The organism is Microvirgula curvata, from assembly GCF_054781615.1.
Map to the genome: position 1 here is coordinate 91,482 of NZ_BAAGUB010000003.1, position 26,730 is coordinate 118,211.

The 26,730-nt window shown below is 65.1% G+C and carries 26 protein-coding genes and 3 tRNA genes; 18 read left to right on the forward strand and 11 right to left on the reverse strand.

What is annotated here, in order from left to right:
- Positions 1-12 precede the first annotated feature (12 nt).
- Positions 13-1,416 carry an MFS transporter gene (locus tag ACYVG8_RS00630; protein WP_460744895.1) on the reverse strand — a complete coding sequence of 468 codons (1,404 nt, stop codon included), beginning with the start codon at positions 1,414-1,416 and terminating at the stop codon, positions 13-15.
- A 113-nt stretch (positions 1,417-1,529) separates the two neighbouring features.
- Between ACYVG8_RS00630 and ACYVG8_RS00635 the strand changes: the two genes are divergently transcribed.
- Positions 1,530-2,393, forward strand: a complete 864-nt coding sequence (locus ACYVG8_RS00635) for a helix-turn-helix transcriptional regulator (RefSeq protein ID WP_028497749.1) — start codon at positions 1,530-1,532, stop codon at positions 2,391-2,393.
- A 195-nt stretch (positions 2,394-2,588) separates the two neighbouring features.
- Here the strand turns inward: ACYVG8_RS00635 and ACYVG8_RS00640 are convergent, their stop codons facing one another.
- Positions 2,589-2,777: a hypothetical protein gene (locus ACYVG8_RS00640; protein ID WP_460744896.1), complete on the reverse strand. Its 189-nt coding sequence runs from the start codon at positions 2,775-2,777 to the stop codon at positions 2,589-2,591.
- 115 nt (positions 2,778-2,892) lie between these two features.
- Here ACYVG8_RS00640 and ACYVG8_RS00645 point away from each other — a divergent pair, with 115 nt between their 5' ends.
- On the forward strand, positions 2,893-3,147 hold the full coding sequence (locus ACYVG8_RS00645) for a type II toxin-antitoxin system HicA family toxin (RefSeq protein WP_112692131.1): 255 nt from the start codon (positions 2,893-2,895) through the stop codon (positions 3,145-3,147).
- On the forward strand, positions 3,144-3,485 hold the full coding sequence (locus ACYVG8_RS00650) for a type II toxin-antitoxin system HicB family antitoxin (RefSeq protein WP_028497747.1): 342 nt from the start codon (positions 3,144-3,146) through the stop codon (positions 3,483-3,485). The genes ACYVG8_RS00645 and ACYVG8_RS00650 overlap by 4 nt, the downstream gene beginning before the upstream one ends.
- Positions 3,486-3,767: 282 nt before the next feature.
- Here the strand turns inward: ACYVG8_RS00650 and ACYVG8_RS00655 are convergent.
- The 3 genes from ACYVG8_RS00655 to ACYVG8_RS00665 all read right to left on the reverse strand — a co-directional run bounded on the left by ACYVG8_RS00655 (position 3,768) and on the right by ACYVG8_RS00665 (position 4,066).
- Positions 3,768-3,843: transfer RNA gene (locus tag ACYVG8_RS00655), tRNA-His, on the reverse strand.
- A 43-nt stretch (positions 3,844-3,886) separates the two neighbouring features.
- A tRNA-Arg gene (locus ACYVG8_RS00660) sits at positions 3,887-3,963 on the reverse strand.
- A gap of 25 nt (positions 3,964-3,988) precedes the next feature.
- Positions 3,989-4,066: transfer RNA gene (locus ACYVG8_RS00665), tRNA-Pro, on the reverse strand.
- Between the two features lie 112 nt (positions 4,067-4,178).
- Between ACYVG8_RS00665 and folD the strand changes: the two genes are divergently transcribed.
- The 10 genes from folD to ACYVG8_RS00715 all read left to right on the forward strand — a co-directional run bounded on the left by folD (position 4,179) and on the right by ACYVG8_RS00715 (position 12,992).
- A complete protein-coding gene (gene folD, locus ACYVG8_RS00670; protein WP_028497746.1) occupies positions 4,179-5,030 on the forward strand; it encodes a bifunctional methylenetetrahydrofolate dehydrogenase/methenyltetrahydrofolate cyclohydrolase FolD in 852 nt (283 codons plus the stop codon).
- A gap of 77 nt (positions 5,031-5,107) precedes the next feature.
- Positions 5,108-5,968, forward strand: a complete 861-nt coding sequence (gene purU / locus ACYVG8_RS00675; RefSeq protein ID WP_028497745.1) for a formyltetrahydrofolate deformylase — start codon at positions 5,108-5,110, stop codon at positions 5,966-5,968.
- Complete coding sequence (locus tag ACYVG8_RS00680) at positions 5,968-6,573, forward strand: hypothetical protein (protein ID WP_028497744.1); 606 nt, start codon at positions 5,968-5,970, stop codon at positions 6,571-6,573. Before purU ends, ACYVG8_RS00680 begins: the two co-directional genes overlap by 1 nt.
- Before the next feature lie 186 nt (positions 6,574-6,759).
- Positions 6,760-7,692 (forward strand): protein translocase subunit SecF, encoded by a 933-nt coding sequence (gene secF, locus ACYVG8_RS00685; protein WP_028497743.1) that lies wholly within the window; start codon positions 6,760-6,762, stop codon positions 7,690-7,692.
- A 142-nt stretch (positions 7,693-7,834) separates the two neighbouring features.
- On the forward strand, positions 7,835-8,473 hold the full coding sequence (locus tag ACYVG8_RS00690) for a DedA family protein (protein ID WP_107889436.1): 639 nt from the start codon (positions 7,835-7,837) through the stop codon (positions 8,471-8,473).
- Positions 8,474-8,514: 41 nt separating this feature from the next.
- On the forward strand, positions 8,515-10,437 hold the full coding sequence (mutL, locus tag ACYVG8_RS00695) for a DNA mismatch repair endonuclease MutL (RefSeq protein ID WP_460744897.1): 1,923 nt from the start codon (positions 8,515-8,517) through the stop codon (positions 10,435-10,437).
- 81 nt (positions 10,438-10,518) lie between these two features.
- Positions 10,519-11,685 carry a benzoate/H(+) symporter BenE family transporter gene (locus ACYVG8_RS00700; protein WP_028497740.1) on the forward strand — a complete coding sequence of 389 codons (1,167 nt, stop codon included), beginning with the start codon at positions 10,519-10,521 and terminating at the stop codon, positions 11,683-11,685.
- A gap of 32 nt (positions 11,686-11,717) precedes the next feature.
- Entirely contained in the window at positions 11,718-12,251 is a 534-nt protein-coding gene (locus ACYVG8_RS00705; RefSeq protein WP_233495187.1) for a helix-turn-helix domain-containing protein, read from the forward strand.
- The gene (locus ACYVG8_RS00710) at positions 12,251-12,823 is read left to right on the forward strand and encodes a PIN domain-containing protein (RefSeq protein WP_036384697.1); all 573 of its coding nucleotides are present in this window, start codon (positions 12,251-12,253) and stop codon (positions 12,821-12,823) included. Before ACYVG8_RS00705 ends, ACYVG8_RS00710 begins: the two co-directional genes overlap by 1 nt.
- A 73-nt stretch (positions 12,824-12,896) precedes the next feature.
- Positions 12,897-12,992, forward strand: coding sequence for a hypothetical protein (locus ACYVG8_RS00715; RefSeq protein ID WP_373325114.1), 96 nt, complete (start codon positions 12,897-12,899; stop codon positions 12,990-12,992).
- A 269-nt stretch (positions 12,993-13,261) separates the two neighbouring features.
- Here ACYVG8_RS00715 and ACYVG8_RS00720 read toward each other — a convergent pair whose 3' ends face one another.
- A complete protein-coding gene (locus ACYVG8_RS00720; protein WP_460744898.1) occupies positions 13,262-13,870 on the reverse strand; it encodes a glutathione S-transferase in 609 nt (202 codons plus the stop codon).
- Between the two features lie 120 nt (positions 13,871-13,990).
- Here ACYVG8_RS00720 and ACYVG8_RS00725 point away from each other — a divergent pair, with 120 nt between their 5' ends.
- Positions 13,991-14,446, forward strand: a complete 456-nt coding sequence (locus ACYVG8_RS00725) for an Lrp/AsnC family transcriptional regulator (RefSeq protein WP_460744899.1) — start codon at positions 13,991-13,993, stop codon at positions 14,444-14,446.
- A 20-nt stretch (positions 14,447-14,466) separates the two neighbouring features.
- Here ACYVG8_RS00725 and ACYVG8_RS00730 read toward each other — a convergent pair whose 3' ends face one another.
- The gene (locus ACYVG8_RS00730) at positions 14,467-15,393 is read right to left on the reverse strand and encodes a pyridoxal-phosphate dependent enzyme (protein ID WP_315383125.1); all 927 of its coding nucleotides are present in this window, start codon (positions 15,391-15,393) and stop codon (positions 14,467-14,469) included.
- A gap of 147 nt (positions 15,394-15,540) precedes the next feature.
- On the opposite strand from ACYVG8_RS00730, the gene ACYVG8_RS00735 reads away from it, so the two are divergent.
- Positions 15,541-17,349, forward strand: a complete 1,809-nt coding sequence (locus ACYVG8_RS00735) for a putative nucleotidyltransferase substrate binding domain-containing protein (protein WP_460744900.1) — start codon at positions 15,541-15,543, stop codon at positions 17,347-17,349.
- A complete protein-coding gene (locus ACYVG8_RS00740; protein ID WP_028497733.1) occupies positions 17,349-17,957 on the forward strand; it encodes a 3'-5' exonuclease in 609 nt (202 codons plus the stop codon). The genes ACYVG8_RS00735 and ACYVG8_RS00740 overlap by 1 nt, the downstream gene beginning before the upstream one ends.
- 53 nt (positions 17,958-18,010) lie before the next feature.
- Here the strand turns inward: ACYVG8_RS00740 and yiaY are convergent, their stop codons facing one another.
- Together yiaY and adh are read right to left on the reverse strand one after the other, a co-directional pair.
- Entirely contained in the window at positions 18,011-19,159 is a 1,149-nt protein-coding gene (yiaY, locus tag ACYVG8_RS00745) for an L-threonine dehydrogenase (RefSeq protein ID WP_107889433.1), read from the reverse strand.
- A gap of 87 nt (positions 19,160-19,246) precedes the next feature.
- Positions 19,247-20,767, reverse strand: a complete 1,521-nt coding sequence (gene adh, locus ACYVG8_RS00750; protein ID WP_028497731.1) for an aldehyde dehydrogenase — start codon at positions 20,765-20,767, stop codon at positions 19,247-19,249.
- Positions 20,768-21,093: 326 nt separating this feature from the next.
- On the opposite strand from adh, the gene ACYVG8_RS00755 reads away from it, so the two are divergent.
- Entirely contained in the window at positions 21,094-22,923 is a 1,830-nt protein-coding gene (locus ACYVG8_RS00755; RefSeq protein WP_460744901.1) for a sigma-54-dependent Fis family transcriptional regulator, read from the forward strand.
- 3 nt (positions 22,924-22,926) lie between these two features.
- Here the strand turns inward: ACYVG8_RS00755 and cysK are convergent, their stop codons facing one another.
- Positions 22,927-23,859, reverse strand: coding sequence for a cysteine synthase A (gene cysK / locus ACYVG8_RS00760; protein ID WP_028497730.1), 933 nt, complete (start codon positions 23,857-23,859; stop codon positions 22,927-22,929).
- Between the two features lie 173 nt (positions 23,860-24,032).
- On the opposite strand from cysK, the gene ACYVG8_RS00765 reads away from it, so the two are divergent.
- Entirely contained in the window at positions 24,033-24,833 is an 801-nt protein-coding gene (locus ACYVG8_RS00765) for a CHAD domain-containing protein (protein ID WP_107889432.1), read from the forward strand.
- A 122-nt stretch (positions 24,834-24,955) separates the two neighbouring features.
- Here the strand turns inward: ACYVG8_RS00765 and ACYVG8_RS00770 are convergent, their stop codons facing one another.
- Entirely contained in the window at positions 24,956-26,575 is a 1,620-nt protein-coding gene (locus ACYVG8_RS00770; protein WP_460744902.1) for a YdgA family protein, read from the reverse strand.
- Positions 26,576-26,730 lie beyond the last annotated feature (155 nt).

Below are 26,730 nucleotides of genomic sequence, written 5' to 3' on the forward strand. Positions count from 1 at the left end.
CGGTACCTGCCGTCACCGGCAGCGATAGCGTACGGCACTGGCCACCAGCACTGCCATCAGGCACAGCTCGGCAGCCAGTGCCGTCAGCACCGCCTGCAGGTAGTCGCCGCCGGTCGCGTGCAGGCGGTGGGCAAACACCGCCCCCAGCAGCGCTGGCCCCAGCCCCAGTGCGGCCTGCTGCACCGTGGTCAGCATGGCTCCGCCGGCACCGGCCCGGGTCACCGGCACATCGGACAGGCCGATGCGGAAAAAGCAGCTGACGATCAAGGCCTGCCCGCTGCCGATCAGCAACGACCCCGGCACCAGACTCAGCACGCCAAGCTGCGGCCATGCCCGGCTCAGCGTCAGCATCAGCACCAGCAGGCCGGTCATCTGGACAACGCAGCCAAGCCGCAGCGTCACCACCTTGCCGAAACGCTCGACCAGCCGCGCAGTCTGCAGCGATGCCAGAAAATAGATCACGCCCAGCGTGATAAAGGCATTGCCGGACTGGAAGGGCGACAATCCGGCTCCGGACTGCAGCAGCAGTGCCACCACGAACATGAAGCCACTCCAGCACGAGAAGAACAGCACGGCGATCAGCAGGCCGAAGCGCACGCTCGGCAGGCGCAGCAAGGCCGGCGGCAGCAAGGGAAACGCACCACGCCGTTCCTGGTGCAACTCGACCCGCCACAGTGCCCACAGCAGTGGCGGCACCGCCAGCAGCATCGCCACGCACGGCCACGGCCAGTGCTGCGCCGGCCCCAGTGCCAGCGGCAGCAGCAGAAAGACGATCAGCAGCGCCAGCAGCACGGTGCCGGGCCGGTCGATGCGTGCGGCGTCGTTTTGCCGGGTCTCCGGCACCCACAGACGGGCGCAGCCCAGTACCAGCACGCAGATCGGCAGATTGATCAGGAACACGCTGCGCCAGCCAAGCCCGGCAATATCGGCCGAGACCAGAAAGCCGCCCAGCACCTGGCCGACCACGAAGGCCAGCCCGCCGATGGCGCCATACAGACCGAGCGCACGCGAATGTTCGCGGCCGCGCAGGCTGACATGCAGGGTGGCCAGGATCTGCGGCACGATCAGCGCGGCGCCGACGCCCTGCAGCGCCCGCGCCAGCAACAGCATCCATACCGTACCCGCCAGCCCGCACAGCAGCGAAGCGAAGCCGAACAGCCAGACACCGTGGCAGAACAGCCGCCGCCGGCCAAAATTGTCGCCAAGCCGGCCACCCATGGCCAGGCAGACGGCAAAGGCCACACCATAGATGGCGACGATCAGTTCGAGCTGTGTCGGCGTGGCATCCAGTGAGCGGGCGATGGCATCGAGCGCAACATTGACAATGGAGAAGTCGATCATCGGCAGCAACTGCCCGGCCAGCAGGATCATCAGTCCGGCACGGCCGAGCGCTGGCGGGTAAACGGGGTTTTTCATGGGATGCAATCGTGGTTCCGGCTGGAGTGAAGTGCCAGCATCGCGTATCGTTTAACCGGGTACCAGTTCTTGCTTATCCTGGTATAAAAACTGCCCGTCACCGGAATGCCATCATGCCCAGCGCCCCCCAGACCGACGCCGCCGCCCACCGCACCCGCGAACTGGGTACCTTTCTGCGCAGCCGCAGGGAAAGTCTGGACCCGGTCCGCCTTGGCCTGCCGCGCGTCGGTCGCCGCCGCACCCCGGGCCTGCGCCGGGAAGAAGTCGCCCAGCTGGCCGAGGTCGGCGTCACCTGGTACACCTGGCTGGAACAGGGCCGGCCGATCCAGGCCTCGGCCAGATCGCTCGGCGCCATTGCCGTCGCCCTGCAGTGCAGCGCGGCGGAAACCCGCCATCTGTTCGCCCTTGCCGGCCTCGGTGAACCGGTCGCGCCCCACGCGCCCTCCTGCGAACGGCTGTCGACCGCTTCCCGCATCCTGCTCGACCAGCTCGATCCGCTGCCGGCCCTGATCCAGAATGCCCGCTTCGACATCCTCGGCTACAACCCGGCCTACAGCCGCCTGATCGGCGTCGATCTGACGCAGGTCCCGCATGAGGATCGCAACTGCATTTATCTGGCGCTGACCCACCCGGTCTGGCGCAGCCGGCTGGCCGACTGGAACGATATCCTGCCGCGCATGGTCGCCTCGTTCCGCGCCGCCATGGCCGGCCATCTGGAAGACCCGCAATGGGGCGCGCAATTGCAGCGTTTTCTCAGCATCTCCGCCGACTTCCGCGACACCTGGCAGCGCAATGAGGTGCGCAGCATCGAGAACCAGAGCAAACGCTTCCGCCACCCGCTGGTTGGTGTGCTGGAGCTACAGCAGGTCAATTGGTGGTCGGCACCAAGAAACGGCGATCGTTTGCTGGTGTACGTACCGGTCGATGCCGACAGCGAGCGGGCGTTGAAGCGGATCGCGGAAGACGGGGGACCATGACCGGACTCACCGGCGGCCACTTGCCGCTACCCCATTGATTCTCATCTGACCCCTGCATAAAAACCCGGAATTTTGCAGGGGTTCTTTATTGTCGCCAGAAAGGGTTTGTGGCGCCGGCGTCACACCCCGGCCGGTCACAGGATAATGAAGTGCAGGTCGCTCTCGTTCATCTGGTCGAGGCGGTCGATGGCGGCTTTAACCTGGCACACGGGGGTCAGCCTGTTGCGGGCGGCAATCGATGGCACCATCCCGGTCATCGAGCGTGACCTCGACCGCATCGCTCTCCAGACCGGCCTTGTCGGTAATGCGCAGGCTGATCAGACGGTCACGGCACGTGGCGGTAGTGTCCTTGCCATCGGCAAGGATCTGGAAATCCGGTCGCATGGGGCGCCCCCAAAAAAACAAGGCCCCATGCCGGTGGAAGGTCAACACCGACACCAGCCGCCGCATCTACCCATCAATGGTTTGACTTGGTACTACAATTTGGTACCATAAATCAATGAAACGCAGATACCAATCCACGCTGGAACTGATCTTCAAGCGCCCCGTCAGCGGCAACATCCGCTGGAAAGAGATTGAGGCCCTGCTCGTCGAACTGGGCGCCACGGTGGAAGAGCGCGAGGGTTCGCGCATCGGCGTGACGCTGTTCGGGTCGGTGCGCGTGTTTCACCGGCCCCACCCGTCACCGGAGACAGACAAGGGTGCCGTAGCATCAGTCCGCAAGTGGTTGGAAGAAAACGGAGTCAAGCCATGAACAACATCATGATCATCAACGGCCAGAAGGCCGTCATCGCCTACGATCCCGAAATCGAGATGTTCCGCGGCGAGTTCATCGGTCTGAGCGGCGGAGCCGACTTCTATGCGGCGGATGTCGCCAGCCTCAAGGCCGAGGGCGAAACCTCTCTCCGGGTTTACTTGGCTATGTGCACGGAAAAGGGTATCGAGCCCTACAAGTCCTATTCTGGCAAATTCAACGTGCGCATTGATCCGGCCACTCATTCTGCGGCCGCCGTTTCTGCAGCCGCACAGGGGAAAAGCCTGAATGAGTGGGTAGCCGAAGCTATCGAAGAGTACGCTGAGCACGCTGCATAGGCATTCTGCCGCCGGGCCATTCACGCGGCATCGGCATGCCGGCTTTCAAGTAGAGCGAGACGAATGCCCGGTTCATCCCCGCGCACGCGGGGAACACTGATCGAACGGCACTACGACAGACGACGAGCAAGGGTCGCCAAGCCGGTCCGGTGACCTCACGACAACAGGTCAAGTTCCGAAAACACAAAATCATCTTCCGAAATTCAGCCTGGACCAGCAGGCGCCACAACGTCCGAAACGACACAAGCCCCTGATTCTGCTGAATCAGGGGCTTGTGAATTTTGGGGTGGATGATGGGGCTCGAACCCACGACAACTGGAATCACAATCCAGGACTCTACCAACTGAGCTACATCCACCACAGAAACCGGTACTACAACTCTTGCTGCTGACCACTCCGAGTGGCGCGCCCGACAGGATTCGAACCTGTGACCCTCGGCTTAGAAGGCCGATGCTCTATCCAACTGAGCTACGGGCGCACGGACCGTCGGGCGTTGCCTTGAATGGTCGGGGCGGTGGGATTCGAACTCACGACCCCCTGATCCCAAATCAGGTGCGCTAACCAGGCTGCGCTACGCCCCGAACAAGAGGACGCCACTATAAAAACCCGGACGATTCCTGTCAACACCTGTTGAGCAAAAAGCCCAAAAAATGCGAAAATCCGCTTTTCGGTTTCTGGTGTGAAAGCAAGGGCATGACGGCACAACTGATTGATGGAAAAACCATTTCCGCAGATCTGCTCGACCGGGTGGAAAACGGCGTAAAAATTCGTCTCGATGCAGGCAAACGCGCGCCGTGCCTCGCGGTCATCCTGGTCGGCAACAATCCGGCCTCGGAAGTCTATGTGCGCAACAAGAAGCGCTCGTGCGAGAAGGTCGGCATCACCTCGGTCGCCCATGACCTGCCGGCCACCACCACCGAAGCCGAGCTGCTGGCACTGATCGACCAGTTGAATGCACGCGATGACGTCGACGGCATTCTGGTGCAGCTGCCGCTGCCGGAGCACATCGCGTCGGAAACCGTGATCGAGCGCATTGCGCCGCACAAGGACGTCGACGGTTTCCACCCGTACAACATGGGTCGTCTGCTGGTGAAGATGCCGCTGATGCGCCCGTGCACGCCGCGCGGGGTGATGATCATGCTCGAACACACCGGCATCAACGTGAAGGGCATGAACGCCGTGGTGATCGGCCAGTCGAATATCGTCGGCCGGCCGATGGCGCTGGAACTGCTGATGGAGCGCGCCACCGTGACCATCTGCCACAGCCAGACCCGCGACCTGCCGGCCAGGGTGCGCGACGCCGACCTGGTCGTTGCCGCCGTCGGCATCCCGCATTTCGTCAAGGGTGACTGGATCAAGCCGGGCGCCGTGGTCATTGACGTCGGCATCAACCGCCTCGACAACGGCAAGCTGGCCGGCGACGTCGATTTCGACGCCGCGCGCGAACGCGCGAGCTGGATCACGCCGGTGCCGGGTGGCGTGGGCCTGATGACCGTCGCCACGCTGCTGCAGAACACCCTCGACGCCGCCAACCGCAACGCGTAACCTCGCGCGCACTCCCGCCTTACGATTGAGACGGGCTGCTTTTCGGGCAGCCCGTCGTGCATTTATACAGATTGATCATGAGCGAACAACATTCCGCCACGCTGTTGATGAGCTGCCCGGACCAGAAGGGTCTGGTCGCGGCCATCGCCAATTTCCTGATGACCTACAACGCCAACATCCTGCATGCCGACCAGCATCAGGATGCCGGCGAGAACCTGTTCCTGATGCGCGTGGAATGGGATCTGGACGGTTTCACCCTGCCGATGGAAAGCTTTGCCGCCGCGTTCCAGCCGATCGCCGACGAGCACCGGATGGACTGGAACGTGTCGCTGTCGTCGCGCAAGCCGCGGATGGCGATCTTCGTGTCGAAGTACGAGCACTGCCTGGTCGACCTGCTGCACCGCTGGCGCATCGGCGAGCTCGGCTGCGACATCCCGCTGGTAATCTCGAATCATGAAGACTGCCGCCGGCTGGTCGAGTTCAACGGCATTCCGTTCCATGTCGTGCCGGTCACCCGCGACAACAAGGCCGAAGCCGAAGCCGAGCAGTTCCGCCTGCTGGAAGAAGCCGGTATCGATTTCGTGGTGCTGGCGCGCTACATGCAGGTGCTGTCGGCCGACTTCGTCCGTCGCTACCCGAACCGCGTCATCAATATCCACCACAGTTTCCTGCCGGCCTTCGACGGCGCCAAACCGTACCATCGCGCCCACGCCCGCGGCGTGAAGCTGATCGGCGCCACCAGCCACTATGTAACCCAGGATCTCGACGAAGGCCCGATCATCGAGCAGGAAGTGGCCCGCATTTCGCACCGCGACGCGGTCGACGCGCTGATCGAAAAAGGCCGCGATCTGGAAAAGGTCGTGCTGTCGCGCGCCGTGCGCTGGCATGTGGACAACCGCGTGCTGTCGTACTGCAACAAGACGGTCGTGTTCGACTGATGCGACTGATCGACGACGCGCTGGAACTGGCCCGCTTCCGCATCTGGACGCTGGAGGCCTACCAGTATCCGTTCTGGCAGAGTGCGCTGCTGCTGACGCTGGTCGGCATCACCTCGGCCGCCAGCAACGAGGCGGTCGGCTTCGTGGCCGGCGCCGGCACGCGGATGCTGTTCTTCATCATCCTGACCTGGGCGGAAACGCTGCTGTTCATGGTGTTTATCGGCGGCTGGATGAAGCACGCCGGCTGGGAACGGCCGGCGCCGCTGTTCGGCCTGATCGTGCTGACCTACGCCCCGCAGTTGCTGACGCCGCTGACCAGCTGGCTGCCGCCGGATGTCAGCCAGGGACTGAACTTCGCGCTGTCGGTCTATTCGATCCTGCTGCTGATGCGCTCGCTGACCCTGATCAGCGGCCTGTCGCGCGGCCGGGTGATCGCCGGCATCCTGCTGTTCGCGCCGGTGTCGATCCTGGTGATGTCGCTGATGCTGAGCGTCGGCGTCTCGGCCGGCTGGATCGACCTGCCGGCCGACATGGCGGCATCCGTGTCGTCGTCCTCGTCATCCGGCGATGACGGCGGCAGTGCCGACGATGCGGCGCTGCCGTAAAAACCCTGCCGGCATCAGCTGGCCGTCAGCAATGTGCCGACGGCCCTGTGCTACCATACCCGGCTGATTTTCTGTCGGTGGCGACGTGTTCGCCGCCTGCATGCGGCCCGATGCCGCCTAACGATGGAAACCTCATTCATGCAAGACAGCAAGACGCCGGCCCCGGCCGGCAAACATCCGTGGTGGATGAAGCACTTCCTGAAGCACGACATCCGCTTCATGAGCTACGGCAAGGTGACCACGCTCATCTCGCTGCTGACCTTCCTCGCCGCCGTCTTCTTCCTGTACGCCAAGGGCCTGAACTACTCGGTCGAATTCACCGGCGGTACGGTGATGGAAGTCCAGTACCAGCAGGCAGCGCAGCCGGAAAAAATCCGTACCCAGATCGACGGCCTGCATATCGGTGACCCGGTGGTGCAGATGCTCGGCACCTCGCGCGACGTGCTGATCCGCCTGCCGAACATCAAGGACCGCACGTCGGCCCAGGTCTCCAACGAGGTGCTGACGGCACTGAAGTCCGGCGGTGACCAGGTCGAGATGCGCAAGGTCGAGTTCGTCGGCCCGCAGGTCGGCGAAGAACTGGTGACTCACGGCCTGACCGCGCTGACCATCGTCTGCCTCGGCATCATCGCCTACCTGGCCGTGCGCTTCGAGTGGCGCTTCGCCGTCGCGGCCGTGATTGCCAACATGCATGACGTGGTGATCATTCTCGGCTGCTTCGCGCTGTTCCAGTGGGAGTTCTCGCTGACGGTGCTGGCGGCGGTGCTGGCGGTACTTGGCTACTCGGTCAACGAATCGGTGGTGGTGTTCGACCGGATCCGGGAAAACTTCCGCAAGCCGGGCATGCGCGGCAAGAGCACGGCGGCAATCATCGACAACGCCATTACCGCAACCATGAGCCGGACCATCATCACCCACGGTTCGACCGAAATGATGGTGCTGTCGATGCTGTTCTTCGGCGGCCCGGCGCTGCACGGCTTCGCCATGGCGCTGACCATCGGCATCGTGTTCGGCATCTACTCGTCGGTGCTGGTGGCCAGCCCGATCGCACTGGCGCTCGGCGTATCGCGCGAGCACATGATCAAGCCGGTCAAGCCGAAGGAAGAAGCGGTCGTCTGACCCCGCTGCGCTCGTCCGCGCTTCCGGGCGGGGTTATCGGTAGTGTGAACGTGCGGCTGCGGCCGCACGTTTTGCATGCCGCTCATTCATTCATCCTTAAGCTCCGGACTGGCACAGTCCGTCTTTTTCCCCGGTGCGCCCCATGGAATTCATCAGCTTCATCATCGATTTCATCCTCCATATCGATGTGCACCTGACCGAGCTGGTCGCCGCCTACGGGCCGTGGATCTACCTGATCCTGTTCCTGATCGTATTCTGTGAAACCGGGCTGGTGGTGATGCCGTTCCTGCCCGGTGATTCGCTGCTGTTCGTCGCCGGCGCCATTGCCGCGCTGGGCGGCATGGATGTCCACCTGCTTGTGATCACGCTGATCGCCGCCGCCGTGATCGGCGACACGGTCAATTACCAGATCGGCAAGTATTTCGGCCACCGGCTGTTCAGCAATCCGGATTCGCGCGTGTTCCGTCGCGCGTATCTGGAAAAAACCCACGACTTCTACGCCCGCCATGGCGGCAAGACCATCATCCTGGCGCGCTTCGTGCCGATCGTGCGCACCTTCGCGCCGTTCGTGGCCGGCATCGGCGGCATGGGTTATCGCAAATTCCTCAGCTTCAATCTGGTCGGCGCCGTGCTCTGGGTCGCCGGCATCTGCTACGCCGGTTATCTGTTCGGCAACCTGCCGGTCATCCGCAGCAATCTGTCGCTGCTGATCGTCGCCATCGTCTTTGTGTCCTTCCTGCCCGGCCTGATCGAGCTGTGGCGCGTACGCCGGCTGCGCTAAGCCGGTAAAATCGCGTTTTCTGCCGTTCCGCCGGAGCCCGCATGTCCCGCATCCACCGCCTGCCCGACCATCTCGTCAACCAGATTGCCGCCGGCGAGGTGGTGGAACGGCCGGCGTCGGCGCTGAAGGAACTGCTGGAGAACAGCCTCGACGCCGACGCCAGCCGCATCACCGTCGACCTTGGCCAGGGCGGCATCCAGCTGATCCGGGTCAACGACGACGGCAACGGCATCAGCCAGGACGACCTGTCACTGGCGCTGCACCGCCACGCCACCAGCAAGATCTCGTCACTGGACGATCTGGAGCAGGTGTCCACGCTCGGTTTCCGTGGCGAAGGTCTGGCCAGCATCGCTTCGGTCTCGCGGATGACACTGGTCAGCCGCACTGCCGACAGTGAACACGCCTGGTCGGTCTCGGCACTGGACGGCACACTGGAAGCACCGGAACCGGCCGCCCACGCCCCGGGCACCACGGTCGAAGTGGCCGACATCTATTTCAACACCCCGGCGCGGCGCAAATTCCTGAAAAGCGAATCGACCGAATTCGCCCACTGCGCAACTGTGTTCGAGCGCGTCGCCCTCGCCTACCCGCATGTCGAATTCCTGCTGCGCCACAATGGCCGGGTGGTGAACCGGCTGCCGTCCGAGTCGCTGGCCGACCGGGTCGGCCGGCTGCTGGGCAAGGACTTCGTTGCCGCGGCTCTGGATATCGACGAAGCGGCCGGCCCGTTGGCCATCGCCGGGTTCGCTGCCTCGCCATCACTGAGCAAGGCCGGCCGGGATGCGCAGTACTGCTTCGTCAATGGCCGTTTCGTCCGCGACAAGCTGCTGGCGCATGCCGTGCGCCAGGCCTATCGCGACGTGCTGCATCATGAACGCCAGCCGTGCTACGCGCTGTTTCTGCGCGTGCCGCCGGAAGCGGTCGACGTCAATGTGCATCCGACCAAGGTCGAAGTGCGCTTCCGCGAATCCCAGGCCGTGCACCAGTTCGTGTTCCATGCCGTTAACCGGCGGCTGGCGACCACCCGCACCCGGGAAGCCGGCCAGGCCGACACCGGCGATGACCGCCCGGCCGATACCGATGCCCCCGATACCGATGCCCCCGCCATCCGGCCCGACACGGCCTCGCCGACGCCACACTACAGTGCAGGCGGCAATGGCAGTGCCGGCTTCGCCTATCGCGGCGGCACCCGGCCGCTGGACCTGAAAGCGGCCGAAGGCGGGCTGGACACCTACCGCCTGCTGTTCGGCGATATCGAATCCCGGGAACACGCCAGTGCCGGCGTCCGGCCCGCCGGCAGCGATGACGGCGATGCGCCAGCACCACAGACCGGCTCGCCGCTCGAGCCGGCGCCGGCACTGACAACCGGCGACGACACCCTGCCGCCGCTGGGCTTCGCCATTGCCCAGTTGCATGGCGTCTACGTGCTGGCACAAAACGCCGCCGGGCTGATCATCGTCGACATGCACGCGGCACACGAACGCATTGTCTACGAACGGCTGAAGCGCGCGTTCAACCGCGACGGGCTGCCGAACCAGCCGCTGCTGATTCCGGTCACCTTCCCGGCCGACCGCTTTGAAGTCGCCACCGCCGCCGACCAGGCCGAACTGCTGGCAAGGCTGGGCTTCGAGCTGACCGTGCTCGGCCCGGCGCAGCTGGCGGTCCGCGCCCGCCCGGCGCTGCTGGCCGATGCCGACCCGGTATCGCTGGCGCGGGCCACGCTGGCCGAAGTGCGCGAGCTCGGCGCCAGCGAGGCGATTACCGCCCGCCGCGACGAGATGCTGGCCACCATGGCCTGCCATGGCGCAGTCCGCGCCAACCGGCCGCTGACGCTGACCGAGATGAATGCGCTGCTGCGCGACATGGAAGCCACCGAACGCTCCGACCAGTGCAACCACGGCCGGCCGACCTGGCGGCAACTGAGCATGAAAGAGCTGGACGGGCTGTTCCTGCGCGGCCAGTAACCACGCCTCGTCCCCTTGGCGTCGCGGGCGGGTTCGCAGTTACACTCACCCTCCCGTCATTCGTGTCTGGCAGTCTGACCCATGCGTGCTTTCAAGGATTTGTCGCTGTCGGCGATCATCGCCGGCTTCGTGACCGTGCTGGTCGGCTTTACCAGCTCGGCCGTCATCGTGTTCCAGGCCGCTGAGGCATCAGGCGCCAATGCGGCCGAAGTCGCCTCCTGGATGTGGGCGCTCGGCCTCGGCATGGGCCTGACCTGCATCGTGCTGTCGCTGCGCTACCGGGTGCCCATCGTCACCGCCTGGTCGACACCGGGCGCCGCCATGCTGATTACCGGCGCTGCCGGCGTGCCGATGAGCGAGGCCATCGGCGCCTTTGTCGTCTCGGCGGCACTGATCACCGCAGCCGGATTCTCCGGCGTGTTCGAGCGGGCAATAAAGCGCATTCCGGTCTCGCTGGCCGCCGGCATGCTGGCCGGCGTCCTGTTGCGTTTCGGCCTCAATGTGTTCGTCGCCCTGCAGGCGCAGTTCCTGCTGGTCGTGAGCATGTGCGCCGTCTACCTGCTTGCCCGCCGTCTGCTGCCGCGCTACGCCATCATTCTCGCGCTGGCGGCCGGCCTGGCCGTGGCGCTGCTGCATGGACAGCTGCACTTCGGCGATGTGCGACTGGAACTGGCCACGCCGGTGTTCACCCTGCCGTCGTTCTCGTTCGCCGCGCTGGTCGGCATCGCCCTGCCGCTGTTCGTCGTCACCATGGCATCGCAGAATGTGCCCGGCGTCGCCGTGATCCGCGCTTCCGGCTACGACGTGCCCGTGTCGCCACTGGTCGGCTGGACCGGTCTGACCACGCTGCTGCTGGCGCCATTCGGCGCCTATGCGCTGAATCTGGCCGCCATCACCGCCGCCATCTGCATGGGCCGCGAGGCGCATGAAGACCCGTCGCGCCGCTATATGGCCGCCGTATCGGCCGGGGTGTTCTACCTGCTGATCGGCGCCTTTGGCGCCACGGTCGGTGCGGTGTTCTCCGCCCTGCCAAAGGAACTGGTGCTGGCCATAGCCGGTCTGGCGCTGCTCGGCACCATCGGCAACGGCCTGGCGGTCGCCCTGCGCGAGGACAGCGATCGCGAGCCGGCGCTGATCACCTTTCTGGTCACCGCGTCCGGCGTCACCCTGGCCGGCGTCGGTTCGGCCTTCTGGGGGCTGGTCGCCGGCGTGATTGCGCTGCTGGTGCTGCGCGTGCGGAACCGGTGAGGCGGGCAGGCTCGCCGGCACCATTTCGTTTATTGCGATTTTCGATTATTTCGTTTACGGTGTACCTGTCCGATATGGCTAAACAAGGGAAACAAGCCATGACCCCAGTTCTGTCAGCCGAAATGACGCTCCCGGCGGCGCGGGAGGCACAGCTGGCCGGTGAAGGGCGACGTGCGCTGGCCGCCTGCCTGGCAAGCGGCCCCGGCACCCAGCGCCTGCAGATACTCGATGAACAGAATCAGTCCCACCAGCTGGATCTGCCCATCTCTGCCCTGCGCCTGCTGCTGGATATCCTGGCCGAACAGGCAGAAGGCAATACCGTCAAAGTCGTTCCCGTGCATGCCGAACTGACCACACAGGAAGCGGCGGATCTGCTGAATGTCTCACGCCCGCATCTGGTCAAGCTGCTCGATAACGACGCTTTGCCCTGCCACAGGACAGGCAAGCATCGACGTATCCGGCTCACCGACCTGATGCGTTTCAAGGCTGAACGTGATCACAACAGTGAGCAGGCCATGGCTGCACTGGCCAGCCAGGCCCAGGCGCTGGGCATGGGCTACGACTGATGGCGACGCCCTTTGTCGCCCTCTGCGATGCCTGCGTCCTCTACCCTGCACCACTGCGGGACCTGCTGATATGGCTCGGACTGTCAGGGCAGTTCCGGGCGCGATGGAGCCCGCAAATCCACGCCGAATGGCAGCGCAACCTGCTGAAGAACCGCCCGGACCTGACACCCCGGCAAGTCAGCCGCACCGCAGCCCTGATGGACCAGGCCATCCCGGATGCCGTGGTGACAGGTCATGAACACCTGATAGAAGCGCTGGCCTTGCCTGATGCTGATGACCGCCATGTGCTGGCCGCAGCCATACACGGCAATGCCAGCGTGATCGTGACTTTCAATGAAAAAGACTTTCCGTCCAGGGTACTGTCAGGCTACGGAATCGACGCTCAGCATCCGGACAGCTTTATCGAAAACCTGTTCGATCTGGATCAGGCAGCCGTCGTCCAGGCAGCCCGGAAACAGCGAGAGCAGCTCAGAAATCCACCGATAGCGGTGGATCACTACCTCGCCATTCTGCTGAAGCAGGGCCTGGTGCGGACAAGCAAACTGCTTTCGTCTTTCCGGGGCATTCTCTAGCCTTTTTCCAACCAGCGTATGGATTGCCGCCAGCCTGTTCCTATATTTTTTTGCCGGTGCCTGCTGACTGCCCGTGGTCTGGCTGCAGATACGCATGCAGCGCCTCGCCAGCGAAGCCATGGTCCGGGGCACGCCCCTGCCCGCGCGGTACTGGACCATGACCCGGTAGTGGTTCTGGCTCGGCGTCCCGGCCTTTCTCTCGATGGTACGGGTCGTGGCACTGATGGTCTTCAAACACTTTCCGGGAGCCGGATCATGAAAAGTCTGATACAGCAGGTGCTCGGCGCCGACTGGGATGCCCTGCCGCCAGCGCTGCAGGCCCATTACCACTTCGGCACGACAAGCGACACCGGCCGGATGGATATCGAATACCCTCCGGTTCATGCAGCCGTTCCTGCATCTGCCCGGCCTGTGCGGTGTACTGGTTAATTGAACCGGTCAGCGCTGCGGCGACGCCAGGAATGCAGGCAGGCGTTCCGCGCGCAGCGAGAAGTCGGCCAGCAGCGGGCAGGCGTCGGGGACAAGGAGGTCCGGCAGCATCAGTTGCATGAATGCCCAGGCCACGGCAACCGACAGATCGGCCTGTGTCATGAGGGCGGCGTCGGCCGACAGTGGTGTGGCTGCCGCTTCCTGCTCGATGGCCGACCAGGCCGCAACGAGCTGACTGCTGACCCTGTCCAGCCAGGGCTGATGCTGCTTCCCGGCCGGCCGAAGGTTTTGCTCGTAGACGATCTGCACCGTTTTCTCGCAGGCGACCAGCGCCAGCCCGGTGAGACGCAGCGCGCGGACCCGTTCGCTGGCGGCAGCCGGCATCAGGGAGCGGCAGCTCACTCCCTCGGCGTAGTCGATGATCAGCGAGGAATCCATCAGCACAGTGCCGTCGTCGCAGACCAGCGTCGGTGCCTTCACCACCGGATTGATCTCGCGAAACCGGTCAAAGTCACTGAATACCGACAGCGGCCGGTGTTCGAAGGGCAGCCCCAGCAGCCGCAGGGAAATCGCCGTGCGCCGCACGTAGGGTGAATCCAGCATTCCGATGAGTTGCATTTGTCCTCCCGAGGAAAGTACCCCACGATACCGGGGATGCCATTCGTGGCGAATGGCAGTTCATCGGAAATCCGCCCTCCTGACCGATGATTCATCGGTCAGCAACCTGATCGGAAACACATGCCTGTCGACAAGAAGGACCGCCAGATCCTGGAAGCGCTCCAGGCTGACGCACGCCAGAGCCTGGCGGCACTGGGAAAGAGGATCGGCCTTTCACAGCCGGCGATGAGTGAGCGCGTGCGCAAGCTGGAGCACAGCGGCGTTATCGAAGGGTACGGCGCCCGCGTCAACCTGCGCGCGCTGGGCGTCGGCCTGGAAGCCATTATCCGGATCAGGACCACGCATGCCGGCATCGCCCGGTATCTGGCACTGTTCGAGGCCATGCCCGAGGTGTTGAGCGCTGACCGCGTGACCGGCGAAGACTGCTTTATCGTGCGCTGCGCCATCGCCGAGCCGCAGGACCTGGAGCGCGTCGTGGATGCCCTGGCCGTCGAGGGCGCGGTGACGACCTCACTGGTGCTGTCGAGCCCGGTCCGCAAACACGTGACCGTGCAGGCGGTAAAAATCACGCCGTAACGGCCCCCCGGGCAGACGCGCTACGCCTGGTCCTGCAGCCCGGCCCAGGTACGGATCTGGTCGATGGTCGCCGTCGCGCCGCCGCATACGATCACCAGCACCTTGCGGCAGGCGGCCAGGGCGGTGGCCTGCTCGTAGACCGCGGCCAGCGCTGCGCCACAGGCCGGTTCGACCAGAATGCGGTGATCGGTCAGAAAACGCTCGCAGGCAGCAAGGGCGCTGCGATCCGGTATCACCAGACTGTGGACCGGGTGTGTCTGCGCGCAGTGCCATGCCTGCTCGCACACCTGCTTGGCACCCAGCGAAGTGGCAATACTGCTGATCCGCTCCAGCGCCACCGGATGCCCGGCCTGCACGGCGGCCTGGAACGAGGCCGCCCCTTCGGTTTCCACCGCCAGCACCGGCACGTCATGCCAGCCATTGCGCTGCAGACCCGCCACGACGCCGGACAGCAGACCGCCACCACCGACCGACAGCACCACGGCATCCGGCTTGCCACTGGCCCGGGCGACCTCGTCGATCATCGTCGCATGGCCCTCCCACAGCAGCGGATCATCGAACGGATGCAGGAAGGCATCGCTCGCACCCAGCAGGGTTTGTGCATGCTGGTTGGCCTCCTGCCAGGAACTGCCGTGCACGATGACATCGGCCCCTTCCAGAGCCAGTAGTTCTTTCGCCCGTGCCGTCGTCGTTTCCGGCACCACGACCGTGACCGGCAGCCCCAGACAACGCCCGGCATAGGCGACGGCCAGCCCGGCATTGCCGCCTGATGACGACACGAAACGCTGCGCCCCGCGCTGCCGGTAAACGGTGCATGCGTGGCCGATACCCCGGATCTTGAACGACCCTGGCACTTGCAGCGCCTCCAGCTTCAGCCAGACGGACTGGCCGCTCAGCACGCTCAACGGGCGTGATTCCATCAACGGGGTTTCAATGTGCAGTGGCATGGCAGTGTGTTTCCGGGCGGAGGCACAAGATAGCACGGGTTTTCGCCGGCTCCCCAATGGCAAACATCTTGTCCGACAATCCTGATGACGCGCGTTCGGCAAACGGGCATCATGACGAAAGGATAATCACGACGGACTCGCCCCGCCATGCAACGATTCGACTTTTCCCACCCGCCTTTCGACGTTCTGGGGCCGGCCGAGCGCAGCCGGGTCGAGCAGGCAGTCGACATCCTGTACTTTGCGGCCGAAGCGGTAATTCTGGCTCCGGGCGCGGCGGTCGAACACATGTTCGTGGTCATGAAGGGCATGGCCTGCGAGCGCGCCGATGATGGCGAGATCGTCGCCGTCTTCCGCGAGAACGACACCTTCGACAGTCGTGCGCTGATCGCCGGCCGCGCCGGCCACCGCATCGACGCACATGAGGAAACGCTGCTGTTCGCGATTCCGAAGGCGGTGGTCATGGCGCTGATCGACGGCAACAGCCTGTTCGCCGCCTTTTTCTTCCAGAGCGCGGCGCAGAAATTCGCCGCGCTGGCCGGTCGCGGCAACAATCGCGAGTTGCAGACCATCCTGACCGCCTCGGTACGGGACGCTGTCGTGAAACCGGCGGTGTTCCTGCCCGCCGATGCCACCGTTTTCGACGCCGCCGTCGCCATGCGCGACCACAAAGTGCGCTCGGTGCTGGTCGGTGCCACTGACCGGGTCGGCATCTTCACCACCAGCGATTGCCGTGACGTGATCATCAACGGCACGCCGTCCGACACCCCGCTGGACGCACTGTGCCGCTTTGAACTGATTACCGTCGACATCGACGACTACCTGTTCGACGCCCTGCTGATCATGACCCGCCACATCATCCAGCGCGTGGTCGTCACCGAGGAAGGCCGCCCGGTCGGCGTGCTGGAACAGATCGACCTGCTGTCGTACTTCTCCAATCATTCGCACCTGATCGCCCAGCAGCTGGAAGTCGCCGACTCGCTGGACGCGCTGCGCGCGGTCGCCGCGCAGATGGAGACACTGATCGCCATGCTGGCCGGCCACGGCGTCAAGGCACGCGAACTGGCCCGGCTGATGCAGGCGCTGAACGGCAAACTGTTCGCCCGCGCCTGGGAACTGATCGCGCCGGACGGGCTGTTCGCCAACAGCTGTCTGGTGGTGATGGGATCGGAAGGCCGTGGCGAACAGATCATCAAGACCGATCAGGACAATGCCCTGATCGTGCGCGACGGCTACCCGCTCGACGGGGTCATGGTCGCCTGCGAGGCGTTCTCCGCCACGCTGGCCGATTTCGGCTACCCGCCATGCCCGGGCCGCATCATGGTCAACAACCCGGAATGGGTGCAGTCGCAGACCGGCTTCCGCAACATGCTGTATCGCTGGATCTACCAGCCGGACGAGGCGGCACAGATGAAGCTGGCCATCTTCGTCGATGCCAGCACCGTTGCCGGCGATGCCTCGCTGCTGCAACAGGCTCGCGAGTACCTGTTCGGCATCATGCACGACGACGCGTCCTATTTCGCCCGCTTCGCCCGTGCCGTCGACCAGTTCGACGCGCCGATGGGACGGCTGTCGCAGTGGCTGGGCAGTGGTCGCCACGGCGCCGAGCTGCTCGACCTGAAAAAGACCGGCATCTTCCCCATCGTCCATGGCGTGCGTGCCTATGCGCTGGAGTCCGGCCTCGACGATACCAACACCTTTGACCGGCTGACCGCGCTGGCGGCGGCCGGCCGCCTCGACGGCGAACTGGCGCACGACACGGCCGAAGCCCTGTCCTTCCTGCTCGAACTGCGACTGGCTCACGGTCTGGAGGCACAGAAACTCGGCCAGAAGGTCGATACCCAGATCGATGCCGCCCGCCTGTCGACACTGGAGCGCGACCTGCTGAAGGATGCGCTGGCCGTGGTCAAGCGCTTCAAGACCATCGTCCGCCACCACTTCAAGAGCGGGGCTTTCTGATGTGGGCAAAACTGCGCACGACGCTGGCGCGGCGGCGCCTGCGCCCGGAATGGCTCGGCCTGCTCGATACCCCGACCGACGAATATGTGTCCCTCGACTGCGAAACCACCAGCCTGAATGTGCGCGAGGCCGAGATCCTGTCCATCGGCGCAGTGCGGCTGACGCCGGGCCATATTCACGCCAGCGAATCGCTGTACCTGCTGGTCAAGCCGGAGCGGCTGCCCGAGCCGGGCAGCGTGGTAGTGCACGGCCTGCGCCCGAGTGACCTGTCCGATGGCCTGCCGCCGGCCGAGGCGGTCAGCCGCCTGCTGGAATTCATCGGCGGCCGCACGCTGGTCGGCTATTACCTCGAATACGACGTGGCGGTGCTGAACAAATACGTGCGCCCGCTGATCGGCACCGGTCTGCCACAGCCGCAGATCGATGTCTCCGGGCTGTATTACGACTGGAAGCTGAAACAGACGCCGAACGGCTATGTCGATCTGCGTCTGCAATCCATCCTCGACGAGCTGCACCTGCCGTCGCTGGGCCGGCATGATGCGCTGACCGATGCCATTACCGCCGCCGTGATCTGGCAGGCAATGGCCAGCCGCGGGCATCCGGGGTGATGCCTGCGGCGGGCGGGCACCGACGCCAGCAGGAACGTCGGTGCCTTTCCTGGCTACATCGCGTTGCGGAACAGGGCTTCGATCTCCTGCTGGCTGGCCGGACGCGGATTGGTCAGCCCGCAGGCGTCCTTCAGGGCATTGGCCGCCAGCAGCGGAATGTCTTCCGCCTTGACCCCGAGGCTGCTCAGACCGGCCGGAATGCCGACATCCTCTGACAGCTGACGGATCGCCGTCAGGCACGCCTCGGCACCGGCCTGCCCGCCGCCGGAGACGCTGCCGCCCATCGCCCGCGCCACATCGGCAAGCCGGTCTGCCGAGGTGGCGGCATTGAATGCCTGCACATGCGGCAGCAGCACCGCGTTGCACACGCCATGCGGCAGGTCATAGACGCCGCCAAGCTGGTGCGCCATCGCATGCACGTAGCCGAGCGATGCATTGTTGAAGGCCATGCCGGCGAGGAATTGCGCGTAGGCCATCTGTTCGCGGGCCTCGGCATTGCCGCCGTTGGCCACCGCGCTGCGCAGATGGCGCGAAATCAGATCGACCGCCTTCAGCGCACAGGCATCAGTGATCGGCGTCGAGGCGGTCGACACATAGGCCTCGACCGCATGGGTCAGCGCATCCATGCCGGTGGCTGCGGTCAGCGACGGCGGCATGCCGGCCATCAGCGCCGGGTCGTTGACCGACAGCAGCGGGGTCACGTTGCGGTCGACAATGGCCATTTTCACGTGCCGCTGCTCGTCGGTGATGATGCAGAACCGCGTCATCTCGCTGGCGGTGCCGGCGGTCGTGTTGATGGCGATCAGCGGCAGTTGCGGCCGGGTCGAACGGTCGACGCCCTCATAGTCGGAAATATGCCCGCCATTGGTCGCGCACAGCGCGATGCCCTTGGCGCAGTCATGCGGCGAGCCGCCGCCGAGCGAGACGATCGCGTCGCAGTCGGCGGCCTTCAGCGCCGCCAGCCCGGCTTCGACGTTGGCCACGGTCGGGTTCGGCTTGGCGCCGTCGAATACCGTTGACTGGATATCTGCATCGGCCAGCAACTGCTGGATGCGGGCCGCCATGCCGGAACGGGCCAGACCGGCATCGGTCACGATCAGCAACCGGCGCAGCCCGTGGCGGCGGATGGTCGCCACGGCCTCGCTGATGCAGCCGGTGCCCATGATATTGACGGACGGAATGAAAAACGTAGTGGTGGCCATGCCATGTCTCCTGTGTTGTTTTTGACTTCAGGTATGCCAGTGCGCCCGCCACGGGCAGCGTGCCCCGCGGCGGGAAAAGGGAAAAAATCAGAAGAAGCCGAGCGCGTCGGGGCTGTAGCTGACCAGCATGTTCTTGGTCTGCTGATAGTGGTCGAGCATCATCTTGTGGTTCTCGCGACCGACGCCGGACTGCTTGTAGCCGCCAAACGCCGCATGCGCCGGATACAGGTGGTAGCAGTTGACCCACACCCGCCCGGCCTGGATGCCGCGACCGAAGCGATAGGCGCGCGAGCCGTCGCGCGTCCACACCCCGGCGCCCAGTCCGTACAGCGTATCGTTGGCAATTTCCAGTGCTTCGGCCTCATCCCTGAAGGTCGTTACCGCCACCACCGGGCCGAAGATTTCTTCCTGGAAGATGCGCATCTTGTTGTGGCCCTCGAACACGGTCGGCTTCACGTAGTAACCGCCACCGAGTTCGCCGCCGAGTTGCTGGCGTTCGCCGCCGGTCAGGCAGCGCGCCCCTTCCTGGCGGCCCAGCTCCAGATAGGACAGGATCTTGCTCAGTTGCTCGTTCGAGGCCTGGGCGCCGATCATGGTGGTCGGATCGAGCGGATGGCCCTGCTTGATCGCCTCGACGCGCTTGATCGCACGCTCCATGAAGCGGTCGTAGATCGAGGCCTGCACCAGGGCGCGCGACGGGCAGGTGCAGACTTCGCCCTGGTTCAACGCGAACATGGCGAACGCTTCCAGCGCCTTGTCGAAATAGGCGTCGTCCTCGTTCATCACATCGGCAAAGAAGATGTTCGGGCTCTTGCCGCCCAGTTCCAGCGTGACCGGAATCAGGTTCTGGCTCGCATACTGCATGATCAGCCGGCCGGTGCCGGTTTCGCCGGTAAACGCGACCTTGGCGATGCGGCGACTGGAGGCCAGCGGCTTGCCGGCCTCGAGCCCGAAACCGTTGATGACATTGATGACACCCGGCGGCAGCAGGTCGCCGATCAGCTCCATCAGCACCATGATCGACGCCGGCGTCTGCTCGGCCGGTTTCAGCACCACGCAGTTGCCGGCCGCCAGCGCCGGCGCGAGCTTCCAGATCGCCATCAGGATCGGAAAGTTCCACGGAATGATCTGCGCCACCACGCCGAGCGGTTCGTGGAAATGGTAGGCAATGGTGTCGTGATCGACTTCGGAAATGCTGCCTTCCTGCGCCCGCAGGCAGGCAGCGAAATAACGGATGTGATCGACGGCCAGCGGCAGGTCGGCGGCACGGGTTTCACGGATCGGCTTGCCGTTGTCGATGCTCTCGGCCAGCGCCAGCGTTTCCAGATTCTGCTCCATCCGGTCTGCGACCCGGTTCAGCAGCAGGGCGCGCTCGGCGGCCGACGTGCGACCCCAGGCGGCCTTGGCCGCATGCGCGGCATCCAGCGCCCGTTCGACATCGGCTTCCTTCGAGCGGGCAATGCGGCAGAACGGCAGGCCGGTGATCGGCGAGATATTGTCGAAATACTCGCCGTCGGCCGGCGCGACCCACTGGCCGCCAATGAAATTGTCGTAGCTGTCGCGGAACGGATAGGCGACGCCCAGGAACTGCAATTCGGCGTGGTTCATTGGTGTTTCTCCTCCCGGGCTTGTTCTGGCGTGGCCCCTCACCGGCCCGGGGTTTCGGCGGAGGCCCCCCTTCATCCGCAATTCCCGTGCCACCCGCCAGACAGCCGGTAACAAGCCGAAACAAGGGCTTACAGCGGAGATTCTCTGTGCCGGGACGGGACAGTCCGGGTGACCGCTGTATCGTTTCGGCACACCCGGGCGCCGGAATCGGCGCCCGGCGCGCGGTCCTGGCCGGGGCGTGCTAATGTTCTAAGCATTCCCGGCCAGCAGATGCCGCACGAGCGGCACGCCCACAGTCAATGAGCCCGGGATGAGGAGACAAGCCCATGACGGCCCGACTCGATTCGCGCCCCGTCCCGCGGCTGGCCGGCCATGCCGACCTGATCGCGCACGCGCATGCCCGTTCCGCCACCCACGGCCTGCGCCGCCAGGACGCCCCCGACCTCGACCGCCTGCCGCGCTCGGAACTCGAGCTGCGACGGGAACAGCACCGGACCCTGCTGCGACAGGCCACCCCGGTCATGACCGAGCTGTGCCGGCAGCTGGCCGGCACGCGCTGCATGGCGGTGCTGTCCGGCCCGGACGGACTGCTGCTGCATGCCGATGGCGACGCCCGCTTCCTGCGCCGCTCGGAACAGGTAGCCCTGCAGCCAGGGGCCGACTGGTCCGAAGGCCGCAAGGGCACCAATGCCATCGGCACGGCCCTGGCCACCGGCACCCCGCTGGTGGTCGGCGGGCCGGAACACTTTCTCGATGCCAACCGCTTTCTGGTCTGCGCCTGCGCGCCAATAGAGGATGCCGACGGCACCCTGCTCGGTGCGCTCGATGTCTCCGGCGATGCTTCGTCGTCCGGTCTCCATCCGCTGACGCCGGTCCAGACCGCCGTGCTGCAGATGGAACACTGCCTGTTCCTGGCCCGCCACGCCGATGCAGTCTGCCTGGCCGTCGACGACCGGCCGCAGCGGCTCGGCACGCCGGCGGAAGGCCTGCTGGCCTTTACGCCGGACGGGCGCGGGCTGGCCATGAATCGCGCCGCGCGGCGGCTGTTCGGCCTGCATCCCCGGGCGCTGCCGCCGGCGTTTGCCGATCTGTTCGACGCCGGTTGCGAACCGGAGGCCGCGCTGCCTCACGCGACAGAGTCCCGGACCGTACGCGGCCGGGATGGCTGCGACTGGCTGGTTCGCCGCTACCCGGCGCCCGCCCCGGTGGTCCGCCCTCCGGCCGTCGAACCGGTTGCCGGCCGGGCCCTGTCGGCACTGCAGTCCGGCGACCCGGTCATCAATGCCGCCATCGGCAAGCTGAAGCGGGTGCTGGGCAAACAGGTGGCGGTGGTACTGTCCGGCGAAACCGGTACCGGCAAGGAGCTGTTCGCCCGTGCCATCCACGACGACACCCCCGGCCGCGACGGCCCGTTCGTCGCCGTCAACTGCGCGGCCATTCCGGAAGCGCTGATCGAAGCCGAGCTGTTCGGCTACGAAGAAGGCGCCTTTACCGGCGCCAGACGCAAGGGCGGCATCGGCAAGCTGCTGCAGGCTGATCGCGGCACGCTGTTCCTGGACGAGATCGGCGATATGCCGACCAGCCTGCAGGCGCGACTGCTGCGGGTGCTGCAGGAACGTGCGGTCACGCCGCTCGGCAGCACCCGTACCCTGCCCACCGATTTCATGCTGGTCTGCGCCACCCACCGCGACCTGCGGGCGATGGTCGACGATGGCAGCTTCCGCGCCGATCTGTACTACCGGCTGAACGGCCTGACCATCCGTCTGCCCGCCCTGCGCGAGCGCGTCGATCTGGCAGCCCTGATCGGCAGGATGCTCGGAGCCGGAACGACAACGCCGCCGCCGCGTCTGAGTGACGCGGCGACGGCGTTGCTGCTTGGCCATGACTGGCCGGGCAATCTGCGCGAACTGGCGACGGTACTGCACACCGCCCGCTGTCTGGCCGACGACGGGCTGATCGATGTCGAGCACCTGCCGGATGAGCTGACGACCCGCCCCCGCCTGCCGCCTGCCGCCACGGCAGTCCGCCTCTGCGAACATCAGGACCGGCTGGTCGCCGATACGCTGGAACGGCTTGGCGGCAATATCTCGGCGGCGGCACGCGCGCTGGGCATCTCGCGCAACCGGCTGTACCGCCAGCTGGCGCGGGCCCGCTGACTATCAGTCGACCAGATCGGCGTACAGCGGCGTGGACAGGTAGCGTTCGCCGAACGACGGAATGATCACGACGATGGTCTTGCCGGCGTTTTCCGGCCGTCTGGCCAGCTCCAGCGCGGCCCAGGTCGCGGCGCCGGACGAAATGCCGACCAGCAGCCCTTCCTTCGCCGCCATGGCGCGGGCAGTGGAGAATGCATCGTCGTTCTTGACGCGGATGATCTCGTCGTAGATTTCGGTATTCAGCACCTTCGGCACGAAGCCGGCGCCAATGCCCTGGATCGGGTGCGGTCCCTTCGCGCCACCGGACAGCACCGGGCTGGCATCCGGTTCAACGGCGACGATCTTCACGCCCGGCTTGTGTGCTTTCAGCACTTCGCCCACGCCGGTAATGGTGCCGCCGGTGCCGACGCCGGACACGAAGATGTCGACCTGGCCGTCGGTATCGCGCCAGATTTCCTCGGCCGTGGTCTTGCGGTGGATTTCCGGGTTGGCCGGATTTTCAAACTGCTGCGGAATCAGATAGCGGCTGTCGGCCGCGGCCAGCTCACTGGCCTTGGCGATGGCGCCGCCCATGCCGTCCGGCCCCGGGGTCAGGATCAGTTCCGCGCCGTAAGCCTTCAGCAGGATGCGGCGCTCGCGGCTCATGGTTTCCGGCATGACGATGGTCAGCTTGTAGCCGCGCGCGGCGCAAACCATGGCCAGACCAATGCCGGTATTGCCACTGGTCGGCTCCAGGAAGATGGTGTCCGGCTTGACCTTGCCGGCCTGTTCGGCGGCATCGACCATGGCGACCGCAATGCGATCCTTCACACTGTGGGCAGGGCTGTAGAACTCCAGCTTGGCGAGCACGGTCGCCTGCGCGCCCTCTGTCACCCGGTTGAGTTTCACCAGCGGCGTGTTGCCGACCAGTTCACTGACATTCTGCGCAATGGCCATTTCTATATTCCTGAAAAATAGGTTTCACACATGGACTAGCCTCTAACGAGCATATTAGCCCGATTGCGGCCGACTGCGCGCGCGCAGTTTGTTCTAAATTAGGGCAAATTCGCTATATCCTGCATGTTGTTGCCCAATGGACCGGCCCACGCTGCCCGACCGAGAGTCACACCATGCCCCAGTCGCTGAAAAAACTGCTTGCCCTCGAAATCGCTCACCGCATCGATGCCATGCGGACGTGCCGCAAGCGCGCGCTGCGCGGTGAGGATGCCGAGTCGCTGCACAATCTGCGCGTCGCGCTGCGCCGCCTGCGCAGCCTGACCCGGCCGCTGCAGCCGCTGCTGACGCCCCGCATCCGCCGCATCGAGCGCCGGCTCAAGCGGCTGGTGCAGGACACCAATGCCCTGCGCGATGCGGAAGTCCACCAGCAATGGCTGTCGCGCCTGGCACCGGACCTGCCGCCGCCGTCGCCCCGGCGCAAGGATGCCGCCCGCCTGCGCAGGGCCCTGAAAAGCGGCCGGCTCAAGCGCGATCTGAACCTGCTGCGCGAGCGGCTGCCGCGGCAACTGGCGAAAACGCCGAAATTCGCACTGACCCGGCTGCTGGCCGGCGGCTGCGACGCGGCCCAGATCGAACTGGCGCATGCGCTGTCGCGCAGCGGCTTCGACGATGCCGCTCCGCAGGACCTGCACAACAGCCGCCTGCTGACCAAACGGGTGCGGTATCAGGCGGAAAGCTATGCGGTTCTGCTCGGTGACAGCCGGCTGGCCTTGCTGGCCACGCCGTGCCGGGAGCTGCAGGATGCGCTGGGCGATCTGCGCGACCTCGAGGCCTGTGCCGCCTCCCTGCCGCAGGCAGAACAGAAACGGGCCGCGGCCCGGGTCCGCCAGGCCCGTGCCGAATGCCGGGAACGCGCGCGGCTGGCCTGGCAGGACATGCACGACCGGCTGGCACCGACCCCGCTCGAAGACTGAACACAAAGGGGACACCGGCGGTCATCGTGGGGAAATCCCGCTTCGCGCGTCCGTCCTTCAATCCCTGCAGCAGCAATTGAAAAGCCCCCCGTTCATATCGACTGAACGGGGGGCTTTTCATTTTACGGTCTGGCAGCGGCGGCAGGTGGTGGTGCCGGCTCCGGCTCCGGTGCCGGCGGCGCTTCCTGCCACGGCATGGACACCGGCTTGCCGCTGATGCTCATCTTGCCGTCCTTCCAGTTCATCCGCGTCCTGACCTGGCCATTCTGGATGGTCAGGTAGTGCCCTTCCTGCCAGATCTCCAGTTGCGAAGCGAGCAGGTTGCGGGCCAGATCGTCGATCTCGTCCACGCTCGGCGGGTTCTCGGCCGTTTCGTCGACCACGAACAGATTGCGCGCCTGCGCGACCACCATCGACTCCAGCGTCAGCTTCGGCACTTCGATGCTGGCATTGGCTTCGACCTTGGCCAGGAAGTCCGCCGGCTTGTTCAGGTCAGCCTCGCGCAGATTGTTCAGCGCCAGATCGCCGGAAGCCTTGACCTCGCCGGCCGGCAGCTTCAGGTAGAAATCGTTGACCAGCAGCTTCGGATTGTTGGTCAGCAGCGGCAGCCCGTTCTTCTTGATGGTATCGATGTACTGCTGGCGCAAAGCGGCCGGCTCGACCCCCTCGAACGGAATCGCCGACAGCGCCTGGTCCAGCCTGACCAGCGTCGGGCCGTGCAGGTGGTTGGCCGACACGTCAAGCCGCATCGGCCCGTAACTGTTCTGGTCCACGCTGAGGTGGGCAAACGACAGCTTGCCGCGGGTGTTGACGAAATCGTCCTGCTCGCTGGTGACGATCTGGTAGCGCAGCTGGTCGAGCACCGCCCTGGACGGCTTGATCTCGCCCACCGGGTTGATGAACTCGCCGACGCGCATGCGCGTCAGCAGGTACACCAGTTCGTTCAGCTTGATCTCGTACGGCAGGCTTTCCTTGGCGTCGAGGCTGACCTTGACGACGGACATCTCCGACGAGCCCAGCGTCACCCCGGTCTGGCCCGGGCGATGGCTGGACTGGTAATGCACCCCGTCCAGCGCGACGCGGCCCTTGGTCGCGGCCTCGACATTCAGCCCCGGCACCTTGACGTCGACCGCGTACTCCTTGTAGCCCGGCTCGTAGTCGATCCGGGTGTCCAGCCCCTTCCAGTCGACCTTGACCCCGGCCAGCGGCTCTTCATAGTCGAATTTCGGAATGCTGGCGGTCAGCGTGCCGCCACCGCCGAAGTTCAGCCGGTTGATGACCGTGATCGGCGGCTTGTCGCCAAAGAACTTCTGCAGCGTCTTGCGCGTCTGTTCGCTCATCGCGAACTCGGTGGTCACCACCGCGCGTCCCGGACGGAAGCCGAAGTCGCCGATTTCCGGCAGCGGGCCGTGCTTGATGTGATTGGTGTAGCGCACCGTGGTATCGAGCCACTCGGCCGCATTGGCCGGCAGCATCGACAGATACGGCGTGAACAGCTTCTTGTTGAACGTCAGCTCGGTCGTCTCGGTCGAACTGAACCAGCCGCGCTGGTAGCTGTGCGACTTGACCACGAACAGCGGCACGCTCTGCAGCAGGCGATACTGCTCGGCCAGCGTCTGCTCGGTTTTCAGGCCGAACCAGTAGGAACCGCCGCCCCAGGCAACGGCGGCAACGACGACGCCGACGGCGGCCTGCTTGAGGCCACGGCTGCGGAACACGGACAAAAAGGTATGCGAGGACATGGCGCGGAATGTTACACGACTCACCCCGGCTGGCGCAGCCAATGTGGCGTATCGCTGTGTACCGTTCCTCCGGTCGTCGCCACCCGCACCGTCGGCACCCACCCGTTTCACAGTCTGTGTAGAATGGAGTTTCTGCTCCAATATTGAGATACATC